Below are 22,464 nucleotides of genomic sequence, written 5' to 3'. Positions count from 1 at the left end.
CGCTACTCGATCAGCATGGAGGGGCGCGGCGCGTCAGGCGAAGCGGAGCAGGTGCGCGCCGTGGGGCTCGAGGGTCAGGGCGACCGCGCCGTCGACGACCGGGAGGGGCTCGCCCGTCCAGGCGTCGACGGGGGTGCCGGTGCAGCCGAGGTCGGCGAGGTGCGCGGAGTACTCGCGCGGGGCGTCGCCGAGCCAGAAGACGCCGCGCCACTGGACGTCGCCCTGCCAGGCGCTCCAGACGACGAGGTCGCCGTCGCGGACGATCTCGCGGCTGCCCTCGCTGGACAGCAGGGCCAGCACGTCGTCGTTCGTCAGCAGCGCCAGCGTCTCGGGCGGGGTGTCCGGGAGGTGCCCGCCCATCATCAGCGGCGAGCGCAGCAGGCACCAGAGCGTCACGAGCGTCCGCTGCTCGGCGGGGGTGAACCGCGAGAGGCGGTCCTCGCCCACGTGCGCCCGCACGCCGATCCGGCCCAGCGGCAGCATGTCGGCGTCGGCCCACGCGCCCGGCCGCTGGTGCGGCGCCCAGCGCGCGGCGCGCTGGAACTGCTCCTGCAGGTGCCCCCAGTCGTCCCAGAAGTCGTCCGAGATCCGCCACATCTGCGCGGTGTCCCGGAGCAGCTCCAGGTTCTCCAGCGAGAGCTGCTTGCCCGGCGAGAGGCTCAGCACCATCGGCCGGCCGGTCGCGTCGATCGCGCGGGAGAGCGCGGCGATCTCGTCGGTCTGGATCGGCGGGTAGAGCACGTCGTCGAGCTTGACGAAGTCGACGCCCCACGACGCCAGCTGCGCCATCACCGAGTCGTAGTACTGCTGCGCGCCCGGCACCGTCATGTCCACGCCGTAGTTGTCCGGGTTCCACGGGCAGACGTTCCCGCGGTCGGCGATGTCGGCGCAGGTCGCGTCGGAGCCGAGCACCGGCAGCCCGAGCTCGGCGGCCCGGCGGGGCACGCCGCGCATCAGGTGCACGCCGAAGCGCAGCCCGAGGGCGTGCACGCGCGCGGCGAGCGCGGTGAAGCCTCCGGTCACCGCGGAGGGGAAGCGCCCCACCGCGGGCTGCGGCCGGCCCCAGTCGTCCAGGACCGGCTCCGACACCTCCTGGTAGTCGCTCGTGCCGGGGTCCGGCTCGTACCACTGGATGTCGACGACGACCGTGTCCCAGCCGTGCGGCAGCAGGTGCTCGGCGAGGTACTCGGCGTTCGCCAGCACCTCGTCCTCGGTGACGGAGGAGCCGAAGCAGTCCCAGCTGTTCCAGCCCATCGGCGGGCGGCGGGCGGCCTCGGTGCGTGTCGCGATCATGCGTCCGACCCTGCCACGAGCGAGCCAGCCGCGTCGTCGGCCAGCTCCAGCGACACCGTCGCGAAGGAGTGCGGCGGCAGCGTCACACGCAGCCCCGTCGCCGTGGTCTCCAGCCCCTCGAGCGGGACCGGGCTGACCGCGTCGGCATCGCCCGGCCGGTTGTGCGCCTGGGGCGAGTCGGCGGTGAGGAGCCGCCCCGTCGCTCCGGTCACGGAACCGCCGCGGAAGGACAGCTCGATCTCCAGCGGCTCGTCCAGGTCGACGTTGGTCATCGAGACCAGCACGCGCCCGTCCTTCACCGAGGCGGAGGCTGAGGCGAGCGCGATCTCGCGCCCGTCGACCGCGTGGGTCGGCCCGGCGACCGTGGTCGGCAGCACCGTCGCGTCCTGGTGCCCCTTGTTCATCTCGAACACGTGGTACGTGGGCGTCCGCACCATCTCACCGCCGTCGGGGTCGGTGAGCAGCATCGCCTGCAGCACGTTGACGGTCTGCGCGATGTTCGCCATCGAGAGCCGGTCGGCGAAGGCGTGGAAGACGTCGAAGTGGATCCCCGCGACCATCGCGTCGCGGATGGTGTTCTGCTGGAAGAGGAAGCCCGGGTGCGTGCCCGGCTCGACGTCCCACCAGGTGCCCCACTCGTCGAGCACCATCCCGTACTTCTTCTCGCGGTCGTGCACGTCCATCACGGCGGCGTGCGAGCGCAGCAGCTCCTCGATGCCCTGCGCGGCGACGATCGTGCTCCAGTAGGTGTCCGCGTCGAAGTCGGTGGCGCTGCCCTTCGCGTGCCAGCTGCCGCCGATCGTGTAGTAGTGCACCGAGACCGACTCCCACGGCACGGAGGAGAAGGGGTGCCCCTCGATCTCGGGGATCACCTCCATCAGCGTCTGCGTCCAGTGCGTGTCCGCACCGTCGGCGCCGGCCGCGATGCGGTGCAGCGGCACGTCGTTGCCGCTCTGCACGAAGGTGCCGAACTGGCGGGCGAGGTCGGCGTAGGCGCCGGCGCGCATGTTGCCGCCGCAGCCCCAGGTCTCGTTGCCGAGGCCCCAGTAGCGGACGGTCCACGGCTCCTCGCGGCCGTGCGAGCGGCGCAGGTCCGCCATCGGCGACTTCCCGGAGCCGGTGAGGTACTCGACCCAGTCGGCCATCTCCTGCACGGTGCCGGAGCCGATGTTGCCGGAGATGTAGGCGTCGGCGCCGAGCAGCTCGCAGAGCGCCATGAACTCGTGAGTGCCGAAGGAGTTGTCCTCGGCGACCCCGCCCCACTGGGTGTTGATCAGGCCGGGGCGCTCCTCGCGCGGGCCGATGCCGTTGGTCCAGTGGTAGCGGTCGGCGAAGCAGCCGCCCGGCCAGCGGAGGTTGGGGATGTCGAGGGCGCGCAGGGCCTCGACGACGTCCAGGCGGATCCCGCCGGCGTTCGGGAGGGGCGAGTCCTCGCCGACCCAGAAGCCGTCGTAGATGCAGCGGCCGAGGTGCTCGGCGAAGTGGCCGTAGACGTGCTTGCTGATGGTGGCGCCGGGCCGGTCGAGGTCGACGGTGACGGTGGTGTTCACGGGGTGCTCCAGGGTGGTGGCGGGCGAGTCGGCAGTGGTCGGGGCGGCGGCGCTCACGCGTCGGCGCGGACGAGCCGCAGGACGATCGCGCGGTCGGCGTGGAAGGTCGGCAGGTCCAGGCCCGCCTCGCCCAGCAGGCTCCCCGAGTAGGCGGGGGCCGGGGCGTCGGAGTCGAGCGGCACGGTCGCCTCCAGCCAGCGCGGGCTCTGCCAGGGCGGGCCGAGCGAGCCGGGGCGCGCGGCCTCGACGCGGTAGCGGGCGAGCGGGTCCAGGCCCGGGAGGCGGACGCGGCGGCGCGAGTCCGCCGTCAGCGACGGCGTGACCAAGGTGTAGAGCGCCTCGGAGCCGTCGGTCGCGACGACGCCGCGCAGCGACGGCGCGTCGGGATCGGAGTCGCCGCTCCCGACGACCCGCCCGGTCGCGATAAGCCCGCGGTGCTCGCGGTACGCCGCGATCCAGCCGGCCAGCACCGGCTCCTCCTCGGCGTCCAGCTCGCGGAGGTCCCACTCGATGCCGAAGTGGCCGAGGAAGGCGATCGCGCAGCGGGTGTGCAGGTCGCTGGTGCGGCCGGTGACGGAGTTGACCGGCGAGGCGACGTGCGAGCCGAGCATCTCCGGTGGCACGAGCAGCCCGGTCCAGCGCAGCATCCGCGAGCGGTCCAGCGGGTCCTGGTTGTCGGAGGTGTGCACGCGGTCGGTGCGCTCGAGGATCCCGAGGTCGACGCGGCCGCCGCCGGAGGCGCAGCTCTCGATCTCGAGCTCGGGGTGCCGCTCGCGCAGCTCGTCGATCAGCCGGTAGAGCGCGAGCGTCTGCTCGTGCACGGCGGCGGCGCCGGTGGCGGGGTGGCCGGCGTCGATCAGATCGCGGTTGTGATCCCACTTCAGGTACGCGACGCCGAGGTCGGTGACCAGCCCGTCGAGCACGCCGAGGATGTGCGCGAACGCGTCCGGATTCGTCAGGTCGAGCACCTGCTGGAACCGGAAGCGCGGCGGCAGCTCCTCGCGGGCGCGCAGGATCCAGTCGGGGTGCGCGCGGGCGAGGTCGGAGTCCTCGTTGATCATCTCGGGCTCGACCCAGAGGCCGAACTCCATGCCCCGGCCGCGGACGTGCTCGGCGAGGGGGAGGAGGCCGTCCGGCCAGCAGACGGGGTCGGGCGTCCAGTCGCCGAGGCCCGCGCGGTCGTCGCTGCGGCCGAGGAACCAGCCGTCGTCGAGCACATAGCGCTCGACACCCAGGGCGGCGGCGCGGTCGGCCAGCTCGGCGAGGGTCGCGAAGTCCTGCTCGAAGTAGACCGCCTCCCAGACGTTGAGGGTGACCGGGCGCGGGCGGAGCGAGGAGCGGGAGACACCGCGAAGGTAGGCGTGGAAGCGGGCGGCGGCGGCGTCGAGGCCGTGGCCGAAGCTGCCGGAGATCCAGGGGGAGGAGTAGCTCTCGCCGCTCGCGAGGCGGACCTCGCCGGGCAGGAGCAGCTCGCCGCCGCGGAAGGCGAGCCAGCCGTCGCCGCGCTCCACGGCGTGCTCGTGGTTGCCGCCGATGCCGACGTGGCAGAGCCAGACCTTGCCGTCGGCCGCGTCGAAGCCGGGGGTGCCGATCGCGACGACCGTCGTCGCGTCCAGGCCCGTGCGGCCGCGCCGCGAGGAGCGCGAGTGGCTGCCGGTGACGACGGGGTGGCGCTGCGGGATCTTCTCGGTGCCCCAGCGGCCGGAGAAGTCCAGGATCTCGCGGGCCTCGTTCGGGATCCGCAGGGCGGGGTCGGCGCCGATCACCTCGAGGTGCCCGGTGCCGTCGTTGCGGACGGAGACGCGCGTCCGGAGCAGTCCCGCGGGCGAGAGAACGATCTCCAGCACGACCCCGATTCCGGCCTGCGCGTCGTGCGCCTCGACGGTGACGGCGGCGCTCCCGGGCTGCACGACGGCGCCCTCCGCGAGGGCCTCGCCGGCCACAGAGACGGCGTCCACGGTGAGCCGCGGCGACCAGCCGGCGCCCTCGCGGTGCACCCGGAGGCCGGGCAGGCCGGCCCAGCCGAAGGAGTGCTCGGGGAGGATCCCGGGCTCGTAGGGCACGTCGGAACCGCCGTCCATCCCCGTCCTCTCGGGGGTTCTTGCGAAACCGGCGAGGTCGTCGTCGCTCGCCTCGATCCGCGGACCCCAGTGCAGCAGGACGGGCAGGTCACCTCCCGACTGAGTGAGGAGGGCGGACACGTCATCGGCGACGAGATGGATCACTCTCGGGGATTGCATGATGACATTCCTACCGTCGATCCTGGTCTGAGTACAGTGAGAGATCGATCTCGACCACCGGCGATCCCGTCGCCGTCCCGCTCACTGCAGATCCACCCCGCTTCGATCCACCCACCCCGACCACTCACCGCCGAGGAGCATCCATGCCGCTGACCCACCCGGCCCCGCACGAGTCCCGCCTGGAGCGCGGGGTGCTCGACGCCCGGCGGCGGCTCAACCGCGACTACCTGCTCTCGCTGACCGACGAGGGGCTGCTGCAGAACTTCCGCATCGAGGCCGGGATCGGCGATCAGGGCTGGCACCTGCACCCGTCCCAGGAGTCGCGCGAGGCCCGCGGTCTCGACCGGCACTGGGGCTGGGAGACGCCCGGCTCGCAGCTGCGCGGCCACTTCCTCGGCCACTGGCTCTCGGCAGCGGCCCGCGAGGTCGCGGTCACCGGCGACCCGCTGCTCCGCGTCCGGATCGACTCCGTGCTCGACGGCCTCGAGCGCTGCCAGGAGGAGAACGGCGGTGGCTGGATCTGGGCGATCCCGCGCGGCTACCTCGACCGCCTGGCGACCGGCCGCCCGATCTGGGCGCCGCAGTACGCGATGCACAAGCTGCTGATGGGCCTGGTCGACCTGCACCTCGACCTCGGCGACGAGCGGGCGCTGCGGATGGCCCGGGCGGCGACGACCCCGCTGCTGGAGTGGGTCCGCGGCTTCGACGACGCCGCGTTCCAGGAGATCCTCGAGGTCGAGACCGGCGGCATGCTCGAGGTCTGGGCCGACCTGCTCGCGATCACCGGCGACCCCGTCTACACGGAGCTGCTCGAGCGCTACGACCGCCGCTCGCTCTTCGAGGGCCTGCTCGCGGGCCGCGACGTGCTCACCAACATGCACGCCAACACCACGATCCCCGAGGTGCTCGGCGCCGCCCGCGCCTACGAGGTCACCGGCGACGAGCGCTGGCGGCGGATCGTCGAGGCCTACTGGGAGCAGGCGGTCGTCCACCGCGGCACCTTCTGCACCGGCGGCCAGACCTCGGGCGAGATCTGGACGCCGCCGTTCGAGTTCGCCGCCCGCCGCGGCGAGAAGACGCAGGAGCACTGCACGGTCTACAACATGATCCGGCTGGCCGACGTGCTGCTGCGCTGGACGGGCGACCTCGCCTACGCCGACTACATCGAGCGGAACCTCTGGAACGGCCTGCTCGCCCAGCAGAACCCGAGGACCGGGATGGTCGCCTACTTCCTCCCTCTGGAGGGCGGCGCCCGCAAGGACTGGGGCAGCCCGACCGAGGACTTCTGGTGCTGCCACGGCACGCTGGTGCAGGCGCACACCCGCCACTCCGGTCTCGTCTTCTACCGCGGCGGCGACGCCGAGCTGACGATCGCGCAGCACGTCGACGCGAGCGTCCGCGTGCCGACCGCCGCGGGCGAGGCATCAGTGCGGGTCGAGGTGCTCGACAACGCCGGCTACGTGGGGCCGGACGCGAACGCGGGGGCCGCGGGCGACGCGCACCGGCCCTCCACCTCGCGGATCCGCATCGAGGTGGAGTCGGCGGAGGGGGTCGCGCTGCAGGTGCGGATCCGGGTGCCGGAGTGGACCGTCGGCGAGCCGGGCGTCGCGGGCGACACCGAGCGGGTCCAGCGCCTCGACGGCGAGCTCCTGCTGACGCACCCCGGCGGCCGCACCGGCGTCGACCTCGCCTTCGGCACCGAGATCCGCGCCGTGCCGATCCCGGACGAGCCCGGCACCGTCGCGTTCGTCGAGGGGCCGGTCGTGCTGGCCGGCCTCGTCGACCGCGAGGTGAGCCTCCGCGGCCGCCTCGAGGACGCCCCCGCGCTGCTCGCCCCCGACAACGAGCGGCAGTGGACCCAGTGGCTCCGCGGCTACCGCACCCTCGGCCAGCCTGCCGCGATCCGCTTCCGGCCTCTGCACGAGGTCGTCGACGAACCCTTCTCGCTCTACTTCCCGGTCTCGGCCGGGAGCTGATGGACAGGACCCCCTCCGTGACCTGCGCTCCGCGCTCATGACCGCCTCCGCCACCACCGCCTCCGCCACCCGGGCGATGCCCCGCGGCCGGCTGCTGCTGCCGATCTTCGCGATGCTGGTCGGCTTCGGGCCGCTCACCATCGACCTGGTGCTGCCCTTCCTGCCGACGCTGCAGGACGACCTCGGCGTCTCGGTCGCGACCGCCCAGCTGGTCGTCACCGGCGCGACCTTCGGCTTCGCGGCCGGCCAGCTGATCTCGGGTCCGCTCAGCGACGCGGTCGGCCGCAAGTGGCCGCTCGGCGTCTCGGCGGCGCTGCACATCGCGGCGAGCCTCGTCGCGGCGATGACCTCGGACACGGCGGTGCTGCTCTCGGCCCGCTTCGTCCAGGGCGCCGCCTGCACCGCGGCCGGCGTCGTCGTCACCGCGATCGTCCGCGACCTCTACAGCGGCAAGCGGCTCGTGACGATGCTCGCGAACCTCGCCGTGATCGTGTCGGTCTTCCCGATCCTGGTGCCCTCCGTCGGCGCGCAGCTGACCAAGGTGATCGACTGGCGCGGCTCCTTCCTCGCGGTCGCCGCCTGGGGGGCGCTCGCCACCGTGATCGCGCTGCTGGTGCTGCCCGAGACGCTGCCCCGCGAGCGGCGGCACCAGGGCGGACTCGGCCCGTCGCTGCGGAACTCGTTCGGGATGCTGAGGCGGCCGCGGGTGCTGGCGCTCGCCGCCGCGTCCGCCGCGGGCTGGTCGGTCGGCTTCGCCTACCTGGCGACCGCGCCGTTCCTCTACACCAACGTCTACGCGGTCGGGCCGGACCTCTACGGGCTGCTGTTCCTGGTCACCTCGCTCGTGACCATCGCGGTCGGGCAGACGACGGGTCGGGTGATCGTGCCGCGGTTCGGGCCGCGCTTCGCGATGTTCGCGTCCGCGATCGTCACGGGCCTCGGCGCCGTCGTGGTCGCGGTGCTCGCCCTCACCGGGACGCAGCCGCTGCTCGTCGTCGTCGGCGCGCTCACCTTCGCGCTCGCGGGCCGCTCACTCGGCTTCGCGCCGGTGCAGTACCTCTCGCTCCAGGGCCCGTCGAGCGAGGCGGGCAGCGTCACCGCGATCCTCGGCACGGTCAGCTTCACCGCGGCCGGCCTGGTGATGCCGGTGATGGGCGCGTGGGCCGAGATCTCGCTGATCCCGTTCGCGATCCTCCTGCTCGTCGCGGCGCTCGTCGAGGGCGGAGTCGCGCTGCTGTTCCGGCCGGGCTCGCGGCGCTTCGATCCGGGCGCGCGGCGGCTCGAGGACGAGCCGGGGCCGGCGGAGTCGACCAGCCCCGCGGACGAGAAGCACTGACATGACCCTCCAGGAAGGAACCACCGTGGAACTCCGCTCCGGCGACTACACCCTGCGCGCCCGCGCGGGCGGCCTCGAGGTGCTCGCGGGCGAGCACGTCCTCTACGCCAACGACCGCCCGCTGCGCGTCACGGTGAAGACCGTCACCGCGATCAGCGAGTACTCCGGCGCGCCCTACGACGACGTCTCGATCGCGGACGGCGCGCTCACCGCCACCGGCACGGTCACCGTGCGCTCGGGCTCGTCGTTCGCCGTCACCGACGTCTGGCGCGTCGCCGGCTCCGGCTTCTCCGTGCACCGCGAGGTCGAGGTGCTCGCGGCCGGCGGCGACCTCGGCTTCTCGACGGCGATCTCGCTCGGGCTGACCGGGTCCGCCGACCTGCGCGACTACGAGTGCTTCGCGCCCGGCGCCTGGTACCGCGACAACGCCTTCGGCCCGGCCGACGCGATGGGCCGCGACCCCGGCAGCGAGTACTTCTGGCGCACCGAGACGCACTACGCGCTGCCGCTGTTCGCCGCGCAGAGCCTCGCCACCGGGGAGACCGTAGCGCTCTCGCGCTGGGCGGCCGACGTCACGCTGCCGCGCCTGGACGTGGTCCGCTCGGAGAATTTCACCGACCCGGAGTGCACCGTCGGCTCGATCGGCCTGAGCCGCCCGCAGGGCACCACGCTGAACTACCTCTACTACGGCTTCGGCGTGCGGACCCCGCTCGACGAGGAGCCGGCCGGCCTCTCGATCGACTACGTCTACCCCGGCGCCGACGGCGAGCGACCGATCGACAACCCCTACTCCGGGCTCGACTACGACGCGGCGCCGAAGTCGCTCCAGCGGGTCAACCACCCGGTCGAGGTCGGCTTCCGCCAGCGCTACGCGGTGGCCGTCGACCTCGGCCGGCACGACGACTTCGCGACGATGATGCGCGCCACCTGGCGCAGCGCCTACGCGCGCCTCCGCGACGACCTGTTCGAGGTCGACAACGAGCGGCACTTCCACCACGGGATGGCGATCCTGCAGCGGCTCACCCGCCGCTACGGCGACTCCTGGGGGCTGCCGTTCGCCTGCCAGCTGCCGGACCTCGACGTCTCGAGCGTCTCGTTCCAGTTCGGCTTCGTCGGCCAGCAGCCCGGCATCGGCTACCAGCTGCTGCGCTACGGCGACCGCGAGGGCGTGCCCGAGGCGTTCGAGCAGGGCGTCGGCATCGTCGACTTCTGGACGCGGACGGCCCTGCCCGAGTCGGGCCCGCCGCGGATGTGCTTCAACCCCTCCCTCGGCGGCTTCGAGCCGTATCCGCACTACCTGCGGATGCTCGCCGACGGTGTCGAGGCGATCCTCGACGCCTACCTGCACCTGCGCGGCCTCGGCGATGAGCGCGCGTCCTGGCTCGAGTTCTGCCGGCGGACCGCCGACTGGCTGCTCGAGGTGCAGGACGACGACGGCAGCTTCCACCGCGCCTACAACGCCGACGGCTCGGTGCGGATGGACTCGCGCTCGAACACCCCGAGCGTCATCCGCTTCCTCGTGCAGCTGCACCTGGTGACGGGGGAGGCGCGCTACCGCGAGGCCGCCGTGCGCGCCGGCGAGTGGTCGTTCGCGAACATCCACCGCACCCTGGAGTACCGCGGCGGCACCTGCGACAACGCCGACATCCAGGACAAGGAGGCCGGCATCTACGGCCTGTTCGGCTTCCTCGCGCTCTACGACCTGACCGAGGAGCACCGCTGGCTGGAGGGCGCGGTCCGCGCCGCCGACTACACGGAGACCTGGACCTACGCCTGGTCCTTCCCGGTGGTCGCACCCTGGCCGCATCCGTTCAACCGGTACTCGATCAGCGGCCAGAGCATCATCACCCTCGGCGGCGGGGCGGACGTGTACATGGCGGCCTGCTCGTACAGCTACTACCGGCTGTCCCTGATCACCGGCGACGACCACTATCGCGACGTCGCCGAGTTCCTGCACCGCAACACCCGCCAGTCGACCGACGTCGACGGCAGCATCGGCTACGCGATGCCCGGCCTCGGCCACGAGAGCGGCGACTTCGCGAGCCAGACCCTCCGCAGCCACCACCACTGGCTGCCCTGGTGCACCTTCGTCGAGGTCGACCCGTCCTCGCGCCTGCGCGACACCTTCGGCGTCTACGAGATCGCCGACGCGCAGCGCCTGCCCCCGGCTGAGCTGGCGGCCCACAACCGCATCTACGACCGGTACGGGCGGCTCGGCGCCTGACGCCGGGCGGCGACCGGCAGGCACGTCCGGCTCGCGGAATCACGTTCGGCTCGCTGGATCCGCCAGTTCTCACGTGCCGGGGCGTGTTCTGCGTGCCGGACGTCATCCCGGCTGAACTCCGGCTCGACCTTCGGCTCGCGGTTCCGCGTCCGGCTCGTTGGATCCGGCGGTTTCGGCGTGCCGAGGCGTGTTCCGCGTGCCGGAGGTTCCCCCGGTGGACCTTCGACTCGCGGTTCTGCGTCCGGCTCGCCGGATCCGCCAGTTCCTGCGTGCCCAAGCATGTTCCACGTGCCGGAGGTCACTCCGGCGGACCTCCGGGGGACCTCCGGCTCGCGGTTCCGCGTCCGGCTCGCCGGATCCGCCCGGTTCAGCGTGCCCAGGCGCGTTCCGCGAGCCGGAGGTCACCCCAGCACCCTCAGTCGCGCCACTCCACGTCCACGCGCACCGCCTCCGCGCCGATCGCCAGCCCGCCCGACACCTCGCGCCCGTCGACCCGCAGCACCGCGTCGCGGAGCGTCCGCAGCCGCGTCCCGCCCGCCAGCACCAGCCACTCCGCGCCCGGCACCCGGCGCACCGTCAGCGACGCGCGCCCCGGCGACCACTCCAGCCGGTCCACCACGAGCCCGCCGCGCGCCCGCAGCCCCGTCACCGCACCGCGCGCCCACACCGACGGCAGCGCCGGGAGCACCGTCAGCGACTCGTCGTCCGACCCGAGCAGCATCGCGGCCACCAGTCCCGGCAGCCCGCCGCTCGCGTCGAGGTTGAAGATCCGCCCCGCGTCGTGCCGGGTCGTCAGCGTCGGCGACCAGTGCTCGACCGCGAGCCACTCCGCGCAGGTCAGTGCCGACTCCGCATCTCCGAGCGCCGCGGCCGCCGTGCCGACCTGCACCAGCCCGAACGCCATCTCCATCCGCCCCGGGGGAGCGGTCGGCGCCTCGGCCCGCCACGCGATCTTCGCGGCCACGGTCGCCGCCGCGGCGGCCCGCAGCCGCACGGCAGCCGCACCGTCGCCCTCGAAGGCCGCGTCGCCCCCGTACCAGAGCGGGTACAGCTGCGAGGCGTGCCGGTGCGCGATCTCCTCCGAGAACCGCGGATCGATCCACTCCGCGAGCGTGCCGTCCTCCGCCACGCGGTACTCCGGCAGCTCGGCGACCACCCGCGTCCAGCGCTCGTCGAGCGAGTCGTCGCCGCGGGCCTGCCCGAGCAGCGCGGTCGCCTGCGCGGCGTCGCGCAGCACCGCGACGTCGATCGTCGCGTCGACCGCCAGCGGCGAGCGCGCCCCGCCGGGGGTGTTCTCGGGGGAGTAGGAGGGCACGATCCGCCGGACACCGTCGATCACGGTCGTCCCGGTCTCGGCGAAGCGGAGCACGCCCTCCGCCAGCTCCCACAGTCGGTCGTCGACGATCCCGCGGTCGCCCGTCGCGGCGACGGCGTCGGCAGCGAGGCGCAGCACCCAGCCGCCGCAGCCGGTCCAGAACAGGTGCGGGTAGCTCGCGGCGAAGTGGTCCGCGCGGCCGTGCGTCGACATCCGCGACGGCAGCAGCATCCCCTCCGCCCCGTAGACGAGGCGCGCGTTCTCGCGGTAGTCGTCGAGGTGCGGCAGCACCAGCTCCAGGATCGACAGCGCCAGCTCGGGCGTGCCGGTCGGGATCATCCCCGCCATCGCCCCGTTCTGCACGTTGCCGTTGAGCGTGTAGTCGGCGGACCAGGCAGGCCGCCAGGTCCCCTGCCAGACGCCCTGCAGCGTCGGCGGCAGCTCGCCCGTCGAGGCGACGATGTTCGCCCGGCCGCTGAGGTAGGCGAGCTCGACGACGCGGCGGCGCGCGCCCTCGTCGCCGGCGCGGGCCTCGTCCCAGAGGTCCTCGGTGAGCACGGCGGAGGAGGCGCCGGCCAGGTCGAGCGCGGAGGCGCCGACCAGTCGGCCGTGACCGTCGCGCTGCGCCGCGCGCAGGTCGGTCCACGACAGGTCGTCCGCCACCGGCTCCCCGCCCGGGAGCGAGAGGTCGAGGCGGAGGAGTCGGGGCGCCCCGGCCGCGACCGGCGCAACGGAGCGCGTGACGGCTCCCTCCACCTCCCACGGCGCCCCGGTGGCGGCGGTCACGACCGCGCGGACGCGCTCGCCCCCGGCCTCCGCGCTGCCGGTGCCGGCCAGGGCGACGAGCCGCCCGACCACCCCGCCCTCGATGCTCGCCTCGACGACCGCCGACGCGTCCGGGACCCCGGTGTCGAACGAGGTCGCGTCGCCCGCGCCCAGCCCGAGCTCGACGACGCTCTGGCCGTCCCGGTCGGACTCCACGCACAGCCGCACGCTCTCGCCGCCGTGCGGGGCGAGCAGCCGCACCGCGTGCCGCCCGCCGTCGAGGTCGGTCCACTCGACCGCGACCTCGCCCAGCCGCGGGTCGATCAGCCGGCGGCTCGACGCGACGCCGCCGTCCGTGCGGATCGAGACGGTCGCGCAGATCCCGAGCGGATCGGTCCAGATCAGTCCGCCGTCGTAGCCGCTGGAGCGCGCGCCGCGGGTCAGCGCCTCGCTCGCCGCATCGGCGTCGCCGGCCAGCAGGGCGCTGCGCAGCTCCTCCCGCACCCCGGCGAGATCGGGTGCGGCGGGCCGCGCATTGACGGGCAGGAAGTACCGCTCGTGCGCGAGCGAGACCGTGAGCGCGTCGGCGGGGCCGTGCATGACGGCGCCGACGCGGCCGCTGCCGACGATCAGCCCCTCCTCCCAGGTGGGAGCGGCGGTGGCGGTGACGAGGAGGTCGGTGCGCGACGATGCGCTGTCGATCGAGGAGATGATCGGTTCCTTTCGGGCTCGAGGGAGCGCCTGATATGTTGCCTGGAACTTCAAATTACCTCTCCCGGTGCGACGGCGCACGGGAGTCGAGAGTAAGGACTCCGCGATGACGCGACCGATCACCCTCTTCACCGGCCAGTGGGCAGACCTCCCGTTCGAGGAGGTGGCCCGTCTCGCCGGCGAGTGGGGCTACGACGGCCTCGAGATCGCCTGCTGGGGCGACCACATCGACGTCGCCCGCTGGGACGACGCGGCGTACGTGCAGAGCCGGAAGGACATCCTGGAGAAGAACGGCCTCCAGGTCTTCGCGATCTCGAACCACCTCACCGGCCAGGCCGTCTGCGACGACCCGATCGACGCGCGCCACCGCGACATCCTCAGCGACCGCGTCTGGGGCGACGGCGACCCCGAGGGCGTCCGCCAGCGGGCCGCGCAGGACCTCAAGGACACCGCCCGCTTCGCCGCCGCGCTCGGCGTGAAGCAGGTCAACGGCTTCTCCGGCTCGTCGATCTGGAAGGGCGTGGCGATGTTCCCGCCCGCGTCCGACGAGTGGATCGCCGCCGGCTACCAGGACTTCGCCGACCGCTTCAACCCGATCCTCGACGTCTTCGAGGAGGTCGGCGTCCGCTACGGCCTCGAGGTGCACCCGAGCGAGATCGCCTACGACTACTGGACCGCGAAGCGCACCCTCGAGGCGATCGGCCACCGGACGTCCTTCGGCTTCAACTTCGACCCGTCGCACTTCGTCTGGCAGCAGCTCGACAGCGTCGCGTTCATCCTCGACTTCGCCGAGCACATCTTCCACGTCCACGTGAAGGAGTCGATCGCCAACCTCGACGGCCGCAACGGCGTCCTCGGCTCGCACCTGCCCTGGGCCAACCCGCGCCGCGGCTGGACCTTCGTCTCGACCGGCCACGGCGCCGTCCCGTGGGAGCCCGTCTTCCGCGCCCTCAACGCGATCGGCTACACCGGCCCGACCAGCGTCGAGTGGGAGGACGCCGGCATGGACCGTCTCGACGGCGCCCCGGAGGCCCTCGCCTTCGTCCGCAAGCTGAACGCCATCACGCCCCCGGCCGACGCCTTCGACGCGGCCTTCTCCACCTCCCGCTGAGTGGCGCGGCGCCGGTGATCGAGCGGCCGGCGCCGGTGATCGAGCGGCTGACGCCGCGCCCCTCTTCTCATGCTGATGGAGCAGCCCGCGCCGCGGGCCACTCCATGCTGATCGAGTAGCCCGCGAAGCGGGCGTATCGAGATCCACCATCGCCGAGACCTCGGTCTGCAGCCCCGAGCTGACGACGTCGGGTCTCGATACGCCGCTCCGCGGCTGCTCGACCAGCATGCGGTCCGCACAACATCAGCTGAGAGCAGGGTCCCTCGTCTGACAGCGGAGGCCACCCCTTCTCAGCTGATGTTCTGCAGCGCCGCAGGCTCCCTGCGGACGGAGCAGCCCGCGCAACGGGTCCTTCATGCTGATCGCGCAGCCGGCGTATCGAGATCCACCGTCATCAGGACGCGGGCCGGCAGACCCGCCCTCTCGACGACGTCGGGTCTCGATACGCCGCTCCGCGGCTACTCGACCAGCATGCAGGGCGGCCTCCGCTGATGAGGCGACCCCGGGAACGCACGGACGGCCGGCCCCCGTGGGGAGCCGGCCGTCGGTCGTGCAGTGTCTCTACAGCCCCTGCGCGAGGCGGTAGTACGCCGCGTTCGAGCGGATGTCGGCCTCGAAGCCGCGGAGGGTGGTCGACTCGTCGATGACGAGGAGTTCGACACCGGCGATGCGGGTGAAGTCCTCCCACGCCTCCAGGCCGATCTGCGTCGTCTTCACTGCTTTGCCGCGCCCCTGCGAGGGAAACCCATTTCTTCCGGTGCTCTTCTCGCTGCCAGTACGAGACGAGAGTCGACGAGCTCAGTGATCGTGCTCCACCACCGCGAGCCGGGCGAGACAGTCGCGAGTACCGACGCGATCAGACGGAGTGACCCGTAGACCTTCTCGGTCTGGCCAGTGGGCAGTGATTCGAGCCCGGGGACGGTGCGCATCGCCGAAGTCCCCGCAGGGATGAGAGTCCGATTCCACAGTCGCGCGTGGTGCGCACAGATGTTGCGCACAAGGGTGAGCTGTTCGAGCCAATTGGCGAGCGGGTGGTGCCGCAGAGCCTTTGCTCGCTGGTTGCCGGTAAGACGTTCCGGTGCTATCGCGATCCCGAGCTCGCCGGCGATCGCCCACTGCTCCTCAGCCCTCATCCCCTGGAAGAGCAGAGACAGATCTGCGAAGTCGAGCAGCTCGACGAGCACCCAGATCGGCACGCGTCGGTCGTGATGCCGGAGCTCCGACTGGAGCGACCGGGAGCGGCGCGCGGACCGATCGATCCGGGACTCGGCTCGGCGCATCCAGCTCTGATGATCGAAGCCGGGCCGGAAGAAGAGCGGGTCACGGTGAGCGAGTGGATCGCGCCGGACGACCACCTCGACGATCATCCGACGCAGCCCCACTTCGACCCGCTCGATCCCATCGTGCGTGAGCGTCCGGAGTCGACGGTCAAATTCGTAGAGCGCGACGACTTCGGACAGGCGACAGCCGGGATCGAACTCTTCCGACCGCTGCGGGGAGCACGCGGAGTCGGCAAGCCGCTGGTAGACGAGCCAGTAGCCGCTGAGGCGGTGATAGCCGACATATCGGAGCCATCGATCGGCATCGTCGTCGATCGTCATGCCTCTGCTGACCAGGGTGTCGATCTGTTCCGGAATCGTCTGCTCTGTCGCCACGTCGTGTGTCCCGTTCCGCCCCCGGAAAGAGATCCAGCCCGCACCGGATGCACCGGGCGGGCTGAACTGTTGCGATGACGGTACCAGCCGAGCATCCTCCGGCGGCGTCTGGCGCGAGCCGTCGCAGACACACGAGCGGCCGGCCCCCGCGGGGAGCCGGCCGTCGGTCGTGCAGTGTCGCTACAGCCCCTGAGCCAGGCGGTAGTACGCCGCGTTCGAGCGGATGTCGGCCTCGAAGCCGCGGAGGGTGGTCGACTCGTCGATGACGAGGAGTTCGACGCCGGCGATGCGGGCGAAGTCCTCCCACGCCTCCAGGCCGATCTGCGTCGTCATGACGGTGTGGTGCGCGGCGCCGGCCGTGATCCAGGCCGCAGCGCTGGTGCCGAAGTCGGGGGCGGGCTGCCAGACGGCGCGGCCGACCGGCAGGTGCGGCAGTGTCTGCGGCGGCTCGACGGTGGTCACCTTGTTCGCGACCAGGCGGAAGCGCTCGCGCACGTCGCTCAGCGCGACGACGACCGCGTCGCCGGCGTCGGCGGTGAAGACCAGGCGCACCGGGTCCTCGCGGCCGCCGATGCCCAGGGGGTGGATCTCGAGCGACGCGCGCTTCGACGACAGCGACGGCGACACCTCGAGCATGTGCGCGCCGAGGATGAGCTCCTCGCCGGGCGTCATGTCGTAGGTGTAGTCCTCCATCAGGCTGGTGCCGCCGGGCAGGCCGGCGCCCATCACCGCGGCGATGCGGATGAGGACGGCGGTCTTCCAGTCGCCCTCGCCGCCGAAGCCGTAGCCGTCGGCCATCAGGCGCTGCACGGCGAGACCCGGGAGCTGACGCAGCCCGCCGAGGTCCTCGAAGCTGTCGGTGAACGCCTCGAAGCCGCCCTCCTCCAGGAAGGAGCGCAGGCCGATCTCGACCGCCGCGCCGTAGCGGAGCGACTCGTGGCGCTCGCCGCCGGGGAGCAGCTCGGGCACCACGTCGTAGCTCTCGACGTACTCCGCGACCAGCGCGTCGATGTCGGCGTCCGTCGCCGCGTCCACGCGCTCGACGAGCTCGTTGACGCCCCAGGTGTTGACGCTGACGCCGAGGCGGATCTCGGCCTCGGTCTTGTCGCCCTCGGTGACGGCGACGTTGCGCATGTTGTCGCCGAAGCGGGCGACCTTCATGCTCTGCGAGGCCGACCAGCCGGCCGCGGCGCGCGACCAGACGCCGATCGACTCGGTGACGCGGGCGTCGCTGGCGTGGCCGACGACCGTCTTCCGCGGCACGCTCATCCGGCTAAGGATGTAGCCGTGCTCGCGGTCGCCGTGCGCGGCCTGGTTGAGGTTCATGAAGTCGAAGTCGATGTCCTGCCACGGCAGGGCGACGTTCGCCTGGGTGTGGAAGTGCAGCAGCGGCTTGGCGAGCGCGTCGAAGCCGTGGATCCACATCTTCGAGGGGCTGAAGGTGTGCATCCAGGTGATGACGCCCACGACGGAGTCGTCGGAGTTCGCCTCGATCATCGTGCGGCGGATCGCGTCGGAGCTCTTCAGCACCGGCTTCCACTCGATCGTGACGGGGATGTCGCTGGACTCGTTCAGCTGCGCGACGACGGCCTGCGACTGCTCGGCGACCTGGCGGAGGGTGTCCTCGCCGTAGAGGTCCTGGCTGCCGGTGAGGAACCAGACGGTGCGGGTCGCGAGGTCGGGGACGATGCTCTGGTAACGGGTCATGCGAGTGCTCCGGTGGGGTTCTGTCCGTAGACGTTCTGGTAGCGGTCGAACAGGGCGTCGATCGACTCCTGCGGGATGGGGACGAGCTCGCCGCCCTGGCGCGCGATGTGGACGGTGCGGGCGACGTCCTCCGTCATCACCGCGGCCTTGACGGCGTCCTTCGCGTCCTTGCCGATGGTGAAGACGCCGTGGTTCTGCATCAGGACGGCGCGCGAGCGGTGCCCGGTGAGCGTCGAGACGACGCCGCGGCCGATCGAGTCGTCGCCGATGATCGCGAACGGGCCGAGCGGGATCTCGCCGCCGAACTCGTCCGCCATGGCGGTGATGACGCAGGGGATCGCCTCGGCGCGAGCGGCCCAGGCGGTGGCGTAGGTGGAGTGCGTGTGCACCTGGCCGCCGACCTCGGGCATCTCGCGGTAGACGTAGGCGTGCGCGGCGGTGTCGCTGGACGGGCTGCGCTCGGACCCGAGGCTGCCCGGGACGACGGTGCCGTCGAGGTCGCAGAGGATCATGTTCTCGGGCGCGAGGTCGTCGTAGGAGACGCCGCTCGGCTTGATCACGAACAGGTCGGCGCCGGGCACGCGGCCGGAGATGTTGCCGCCGGTCCAGATGACGAGGCCGTAGCGGACGAGCTCGGCGTGCAGGCGGGCGACGTCCTCGCGGACGCGGGCGATCGCCGCCTCGACCTCGGGGCCGAACCCGGTGGGCGCAGCGGTCGTGCTGTCGGTCATGCGGTGTCTCCTTGCGTGGTGAGGGTGTCGACGGCCGTCTGCTCGACGGCGAGGCCGGCGCGGTAGCGCTCGAGGTAGGCGGTGAAGCCGGCGACGTCGGCGCTGTCGGGCGCCACCGTCTCGAAGCCGGCGTCGCCGAAGACCTGCTCGGTCAGGTAGGAGTCGAGGGTCGTCCCCTCCTGCAGGCGGAAGGCGGCGAGCACCGCCATGCCCCAGGGGCCGCCCTCGGAGGCGGTCGCGGCGACCGAGACGGGGGCGTCGAGCGCACCGGCGAGGAAGCGCTGGGCGACTCCGGCCGTGCGGAACATGCCGCCGTGCGCGAACATCTCGTCGATCACGACGCCCTCGCCGGCCAGCACGCGCATGCCGAGCGCGAGCGTGCCGAACACGCCGTAGAGCTGCGCGCGCATGAAGTTGGCCAGCGTGAGGCGCGAGTCGGGGGTGCGCACGACGAGCGGGCGGCCCTCGACGAGCCCGGCGATCGGCTCGCCCGCGAGGTGGTTGTAGGCGAGGAGCCCGCCCGCGTCGGGCTCGCCGGCCAGCGCCTCCACGAAGAGCGTGCCGTAGACGGCGTCGCTGTCGGAGGGTCCGCCCGAGGCCGCGGCGAACCGGGAGAACAGCCCGACCCACGTGGCGAGCTCGCTCGCGCCGTTGTTGCAGTGCACCATCGCGACGAGGTCGCCGGCCGGAGTGGCGACCAGGTCGAGCTCGTGGTGCACGCTCTCGAGCGGGCGCTCCAGGACGACCATCGCGAAGATGCTCGTGCCGGCGCTGACGTTGCCGGTGCGCGGGGCGACGGAGTTGGTGGCGACCATGCCCGTGCCGGCGTCGCCCTCGGGCGGGCAGAACGGGACGCCGGCCTGGAGCGCGCCGGTCGGGTCGAGCAGGAGCGCGCCCTCGGCGGTGAGCTCGCCGGCCGCGGCGCCCGCGGGGAGGACCGCGGGCAGCAGCTCGCGCAGCGGCGGCAGGGTTCCGGCGACGCGGGCGTCGTAGCGCTCGAGGACGGTCTCGTCGTAGTCGCGGGTCGCCGGGTCGGTGGGGACCATGCCGGAGGCGTCGCCGACTCCGAGGACCTTCTCGCCGGTGAGGCGCCAGTGCACGTAGCCCGCGAGAGTGGTGAGGAAGTCGATCCTCTCGACGTGCGGCTCGGAGTCGAGGACCGCCTGGTGCAGGTGCGAGAGCGACCAGCGCAGCGGGATGTTCGCGCCGAACAGCTCGGTCAGCTCGGCCGACGCGGGGCCGGTGCTGGTGTTGCGCCAGGTGCGGAACGGGACGAGCAGCTCGCCGTCCGCGTCGAAGGCGAGGTAGCCGTGCATCATCGCGGAGACGCCGAGCGCACCGACCGTGGTGAGGCGCGCGCCGTGGCGCTTCTCGGCGTCGGCGACGAGGTCGGCGTACGCGGCCTGGAGCCCCTCGTGCACGGCGTCGAGCGAGTAGGTCCAGCGGCGGTCGACGAGCTGGTTCTCCCACTCGTGACTGCCGACGGCGAGGACCACGGACGGGTCGGCCGCGTCGACGAGGCAGGCCTTGATGCGGGTGGAGCCGAGCTCGATCCCGAGGGCGGTCGCGCCGCTCGTGATCGCCTCGGCGGGGGGCCGTCGCTGGTCCATTGCACTCCTCGCTGAGGGCCATGTGACCGTTCACAAAGCCACGGGCCAGCGTAGGCGAAGTGTCTTGCGGACGGCAAGCGCGGAGCTCTCGCCCGCCGGTAGCGGACGCCCGCAGGGCGCGTCCATTGCTGATCGAGTAGCGCCCGCAGGGCGCGTATCGAGATCCACCGTCCGGCGAAGCCGCTTCGCGTCTCGGCGGTGAGGGAAAGCACGCGGCGGTCTTCAGTCATGCTGGTCGAGTAGCCCCGCAGGGGCGTATCGAGACCCGGCGTCGCCGGCCGGGCGGTCTGCAGACTTGTCTTCTGACGCGGGTGGATCTCGATACGCCCGCTGTGCGGGCTACTCGATCAACATGGCTTCCCCCTCCGCAGTAGGTGAGCTTTCCCAGGAGGCCCGGCGTCCCACGCTGATCGAGTAGCGCCCGGAGGGCGCGTATCGAGATCCGCCGTCTTCATGCTGGTCGAGTAGCGCCCGCAGGGCGCGTATCGAGACCCGGCGTGCTCATGCTGGTCGAGTAGCCCCGCAGGGGCGTATCGAGACCCGGCGTCGCCGGCGCTCCGCCTCAGACCGCCCGCGTCGAGTCCCGCTCCACCAGCACCGGCGGCACCGGCCGGTCGACGGCGGCCGGCTCGCCGCGCAGCTCCGCCAGCACCACGCCGATCGTGCGGCGGCCGACCTCGGCGAAGTCCTGCCGGATCGTCGTCAGCGGCGGCCGGTAGTGCGCGGCCTCGGGCACGTCGTCGAAGCCGACGACACTCAGGTCCTCGGGCACGCGCACGCCGCGGTCCGCGCAGGCGTGCAGCAGCCCGAGCGCCATCTGGTCGTTCCCGGCGACGACCGCGGTGAGGTCGGCGACCTCGTCGAGCAGCCGCAGTCCCGCCCGATAGCCGGATTCCGCCGTCCAGTCGCCGCCGATCACCGCGGCCGGCTCCAGCCCCGCCTCCGCCATCCGTGCGGTGAACCCGTCGAGGCGGGCGTGCGCCTCCACCCAGTGCTGCGGGCCTGCGAGGTGGGCGATCCGGGTGTGGCCGAGCGCGAGGAGGTGCTCGGCGGCGAGCCGCGCACCCGCGGCCTGGTCGACGAGGAGCCGAGGATCCGCGCCGCGCCCCGCCGCGCCGAGGGTGACGAACGGCACTCCGATCGCGAGGCTCTCGATCGCCTCGAGCGCGCGCTCCTGCGGGGCGAGCACGACGATCGCCTCGACCGCCTCGCGCTGGAGGTGCTCGAGCGCGGCGGCCAGCGACTCCGCGTCGGGCGCCGCGTTGACCACGGGCACCCGGTAGCCGGCGTCGCGCGCGGCCTGCTCGATCGCGGCCATCGCCGTGGCGGTGCCGTAGAAGCTGTGACTCTCGGCGGCGAGGATGCCGATCAGCCCGGAGCGGCCGGCCGCGAGAGCCCGGGCTGCGGCGCTGCGCCGGAAGCCGAGGTCGTCGATGGCCGCGAGCACCTTGTCGCGGGTGCGCGGCCGGACCTGCGGGCTGTCGTTGAGCACGCGCGACACCGTCTGATACGAGACGCCCGCGCTGACCGCGACGTCGCGGATCGTCGGCTGTCTCGGCATGGGGTCACCGTAGCGCCCGGCGCAGTCGGTCGCGTCGGCCCACCCTGCTGGTCTTGCAGCCCCGCAGCGGCCTCCGCATGCTGGTCGAGCAGCCCCGCAGGCGCCTCTGCATGCTGGTCGAGTAGCCCCGCAGGGGCGTATCGAGACCCGCCGCTCGGCAGAACATCAGCCGAGAGCGTCCGTCATCGCCCATCGGCGACGAGAATCACTCCTGGCTGATGTTCTGCGCGGCCTCCGTCCCGTCGCCCTCGTCCAGCCCCGCTCGCTACGGTGACGCTGAGGATTCACTCACGCAGTCAGGAGCCGGACGTGGAGAACCAGCAGATCGCGGCGCTCGTCGCCCTCGTCGTCGCCATCGCGGTGGTCGGATCGGTCATCGCGACCGTCCTGCGGATGCGCGCGGGTGCACCGGGAACGCGCCCGGCCTCACGGGACGGCGGCTCGACCGCCGCGACGGCCGACGGCACCTCGAGCGGGTCGGACACCCGCGACGGCCGTGCCGACGACGGCAGCTCCTCGGACGGCGGCTCCTCGGACGGCGGCGGCGCGGACGGCGGCGGCGACTGAGGCGTGGCACCGGTCGTCGACACCGGAGTCCTCCCCACCTCCTGCTCGCGAGATCACCTCCGGCTCGTGGTTCCGACCGCTTCCTCCGAGCCGACGCTCGTCACCCGTGCCG

At 72.7% G+C, this 22,464-nt stretch carries 14 protein-coding genes and 1 pseudogene; 5 read left to right on the top strand and 10 right to left on the bottom strand.

From position 1 onward, the window contains the following. Positions 1-33: 33 nt before the first annotated feature. Genes MT353_RS07725 through MT353_RS07715 form a run of 3 tightly spaced genes read right to left on the bottom strand, consistent with a single transcriptional unit; the run spans position 34 to position 5,083 of the window. A complete protein-coding gene (locus MT353_RS07725) occupies positions 34-1,293 on the bottom strand; it encodes an alpha-galactosidase (RefSeq protein ID WP_243624031.1) in 1,260 nt (419 codons plus the stop codon). Further along, a complete protein-coding gene (locus tag MT353_RS07720; protein WP_374204692.1) occupies positions 1,290-2,900 on the bottom strand; it encodes an alpha-N-arabinofuranosidase in 1,611 nt (536 codons plus the stop codon). Before MT353_RS07720 ends, MT353_RS07725 begins: the two co-directional genes overlap by 4 nt. Further along, positions 2,897-5,083 (bottom strand): alpha-galactosidase, encoded by a 2,187-nt coding sequence (locus MT353_RS07715; protein ID WP_243624030.1) that lies wholly within the window; start codon positions 5,081-5,083, stop codon positions 2,897-2,899. The genes MT353_RS07720 and MT353_RS07715 overlap by 4 nt, the downstream gene beginning before the upstream one ends. A 143-nt stretch (positions 5,084-5,226) precedes the next feature. Here MT353_RS07715 and MT353_RS07710 point away from each other — a divergent pair, with 143 nt between their 5' ends. The 3 genes from MT353_RS07710 to MT353_RS07700 are packed head-to-tail and all read left to right on the top strand — an operon-like array spanning position 5,227 to position 10,619. Continuing rightward, positions 5,227-7,059, top strand: a complete 1,833-nt coding sequence (locus MT353_RS07710; RefSeq protein WP_243624029.1) for a beta-L-arabinofuranosidase domain-containing protein — start codon at positions 5,227-5,229, stop codon at positions 7,057-7,059. Between the two features lie 37 nt (positions 7,060-7,096). Beyond that, positions 7,097-8,395: a multidrug effflux MFS transporter gene (locus tag MT353_RS07705; RefSeq protein WP_123446863.1), complete on the top strand. Its 1,299-nt coding sequence runs from the start codon at positions 7,097-7,099 to the stop codon at positions 8,393-8,395. 1 nt (position 8,396) lies between these two features. Further along, positions 8,397-10,619: a hypothetical protein gene (locus MT353_RS07700; protein ID WP_243624028.1), complete on the top strand. Its 2,223-nt coding sequence runs from the start codon at positions 8,397-8,399 to the stop codon at positions 10,617-10,619. Between the two features lie 415 nt (positions 10,620-11,034). Here the strand turns inward: MT353_RS07700 and MT353_RS07695 are convergent, their stop codons facing one another. Further along, positions 11,035-13,491, bottom strand: a complete 2,457-nt coding sequence (locus MT353_RS07695; RefSeq protein WP_243624027.1) for a glycoside hydrolase family 95-like protein — start codon at positions 13,489-13,491, stop codon at positions 11,035-11,037. A gap of 25 nt (positions 13,492-13,516) precedes the next feature. Here MT353_RS07695 and MT353_RS07690 point away from each other — a divergent pair, with 25 nt between their 5' ends. Beyond that, positions 13,517-14,521 (top strand): sugar phosphate isomerase/epimerase, encoded by a 1,005-nt coding sequence (locus MT353_RS07690; RefSeq protein ID WP_123732644.1) that lies wholly within the window; start codon positions 13,517-13,519, stop codon positions 14,519-14,521. Positions 14,522-15,082: 561 nt separating this feature from the next. Here MT353_RS07690 and MT353_RS07685 read toward each other — a convergent pair. The 6 genes and pseudogenes from MT353_RS07685 to MT353_RS07660 form a co-directional block, all read right to left on the bottom strand. After that, positions 15,083-15,238 (bottom strand): annotated as a pseudogene (locus MT353_RS07685) (L-arabinose isomerase); the annotation flags it as partial. Then, a complete protein-coding gene (locus tag MT353_RS07680) occupies positions 15,235-16,122 on the bottom strand; it encodes an Abi family protein (RefSeq protein WP_243616215.1) in 888 nt (295 codons plus the stop codon). The gene MT353_RS07680 and the pseudogene MT353_RS07685, both read right to left, overlap by 4 nt. A gap of 234 nt (positions 16,123-16,356) precedes the next feature. After that, positions 16,357-17,883: an L-arabinose isomerase gene (gene araA / locus MT353_RS07675; RefSeq protein ID WP_243598104.1), complete on the bottom strand. Its 1,527-nt coding sequence runs from the start codon at positions 17,881-17,883 to the stop codon at positions 16,357-16,359. Beyond that, the gene (locus tag MT353_RS07670) at positions 17,880-18,614 is read right to left on the bottom strand and encodes an L-ribulose-5-phosphate 4-epimerase (protein WP_123732647.1); all 735 of its coding nucleotides are present in this window, start codon (positions 18,612-18,614) and stop codon (positions 17,880-17,882) included. Before MT353_RS07670 ends, araA begins: the two co-directional genes overlap by 4 nt. Continuing rightward, positions 18,611-20,224 carry a xylulokinase gene (locus MT353_RS07665; protein WP_243624026.1) on the bottom strand — a complete coding sequence of 538 codons (1,614 nt, stop codon included), beginning with the start codon at positions 20,222-20,224 and terminating at the stop codon, positions 18,611-18,613. Before MT353_RS07665 ends, MT353_RS07670 begins: the two co-directional genes overlap by 4 nt. A gap of 562 nt (positions 20,225-20,786) precedes the next feature. Continuing rightward, positions 20,787-21,785, bottom strand: coding sequence for a LacI family DNA-binding transcriptional regulator (locus tag MT353_RS07660; protein WP_123736321.1), 999 nt, complete (start codon positions 21,783-21,785; stop codon positions 20,787-20,789). A gap of 309 nt (positions 21,786-22,094) precedes the next feature. Between MT353_RS07660 and MT353_RS07655 the strand changes: the two genes are divergently transcribed. Further along, positions 22,095-22,352, top strand: coding sequence for a hypothetical protein (locus MT353_RS07655; RefSeq protein ID WP_243624025.1), 258 nt, complete (start codon positions 22,095-22,097; stop codon positions 22,350-22,352). The last annotated feature ends 112 nt before the right edge of the window (positions 22,353-22,464 follow it).

Source organism: Rathayibacter sp. VKM Ac-2927 (assembly GCF_022815525.1).
Taxonomy (GTDB): Bacteria; Actinomycetota; Actinomycetes; order Actinomycetales; family Microbacteriaceae; genus Rathayibacter; species Rathayibacter festucae.
This window is presented reverse-complemented; position numbering and strand designations above follow the sequence as displayed.

Excerpts from the sequence above, each read along its gene's own strand:
- MT353_RS07725 (WP_243624031.1), bottom strand. The coding sequence starts at position 1,293 with ATGATCGCGACACGCACCGAGGCCGCCCGCCGCCCGCCGATGGGCTGG.
- MT353_RS07715 (WP_243624030.1), bottom strand. The coding sequence starts at position 5,083 with ATGCAATCCCCGAGAGTGATCCATCTCGTCGCCGATGACGTGTCCGCC.
- MT353_RS07710 (WP_243624029.1), top strand. The coding sequence starts at position 5,227 with ATGCCGCTGACCCACCCGGCCCCGCACGAGTCCCGCCTGGAGCGCGGG.
- MT353_RS07705 (WP_123446863.1), top strand. The coding sequence starts at position 7,097 with ATGACCGCCTCCGCCACCACCGCCTCCGCCACCCGGGCGATGCCCCGC.
- MT353_RS07700 (WP_243624028.1), top strand. The coding sequence starts at position 8,397 with ATGACCCTCCAGGAAGGAACCACCGTGGAACTCCGCTCCGGCGACTAC.
- MT353_RS07690 (WP_123732644.1), top strand. The coding sequence starts at position 13,517 with ATGACGCGACCGATCACCCTCTTCACCGGCCAGTGGGCAGACCTCCCG.
- MT353_RS07680 (WP_243616215.1), bottom strand. The coding sequence starts at position 16,122 with ATGACGATCGACGACGATGCCGATCGATGGCTCCGATATGTCGGCTAT.
- araA (WP_243598104.1), bottom strand. The coding sequence starts at position 17,883 with ATGACCCGTTACCAGAGCATCGTCCCCGACCTCGCGACCCGCACCGTC.
- MT353_RS07670 (WP_123732647.1), bottom strand. The coding sequence starts at position 18,614 with ATGACCGACAGCACGACCGCTGCGCCCACCGGGTTCGGCCCCGAGGTC.
- MT353_RS07665 (WP_243624026.1), bottom strand. The coding sequence starts at position 20,224 with ATGGACCAGCGACGGCCCCCCGCCGAGGCGATCACGAGCGGCGCGACC.
- MT353_RS07660 (WP_123736321.1), bottom strand. The coding sequence starts at position 21,785 with ATGCCGAGACAGCCGACGATCCGCGACGTCGCGGTCAGCGCGGGCGTC.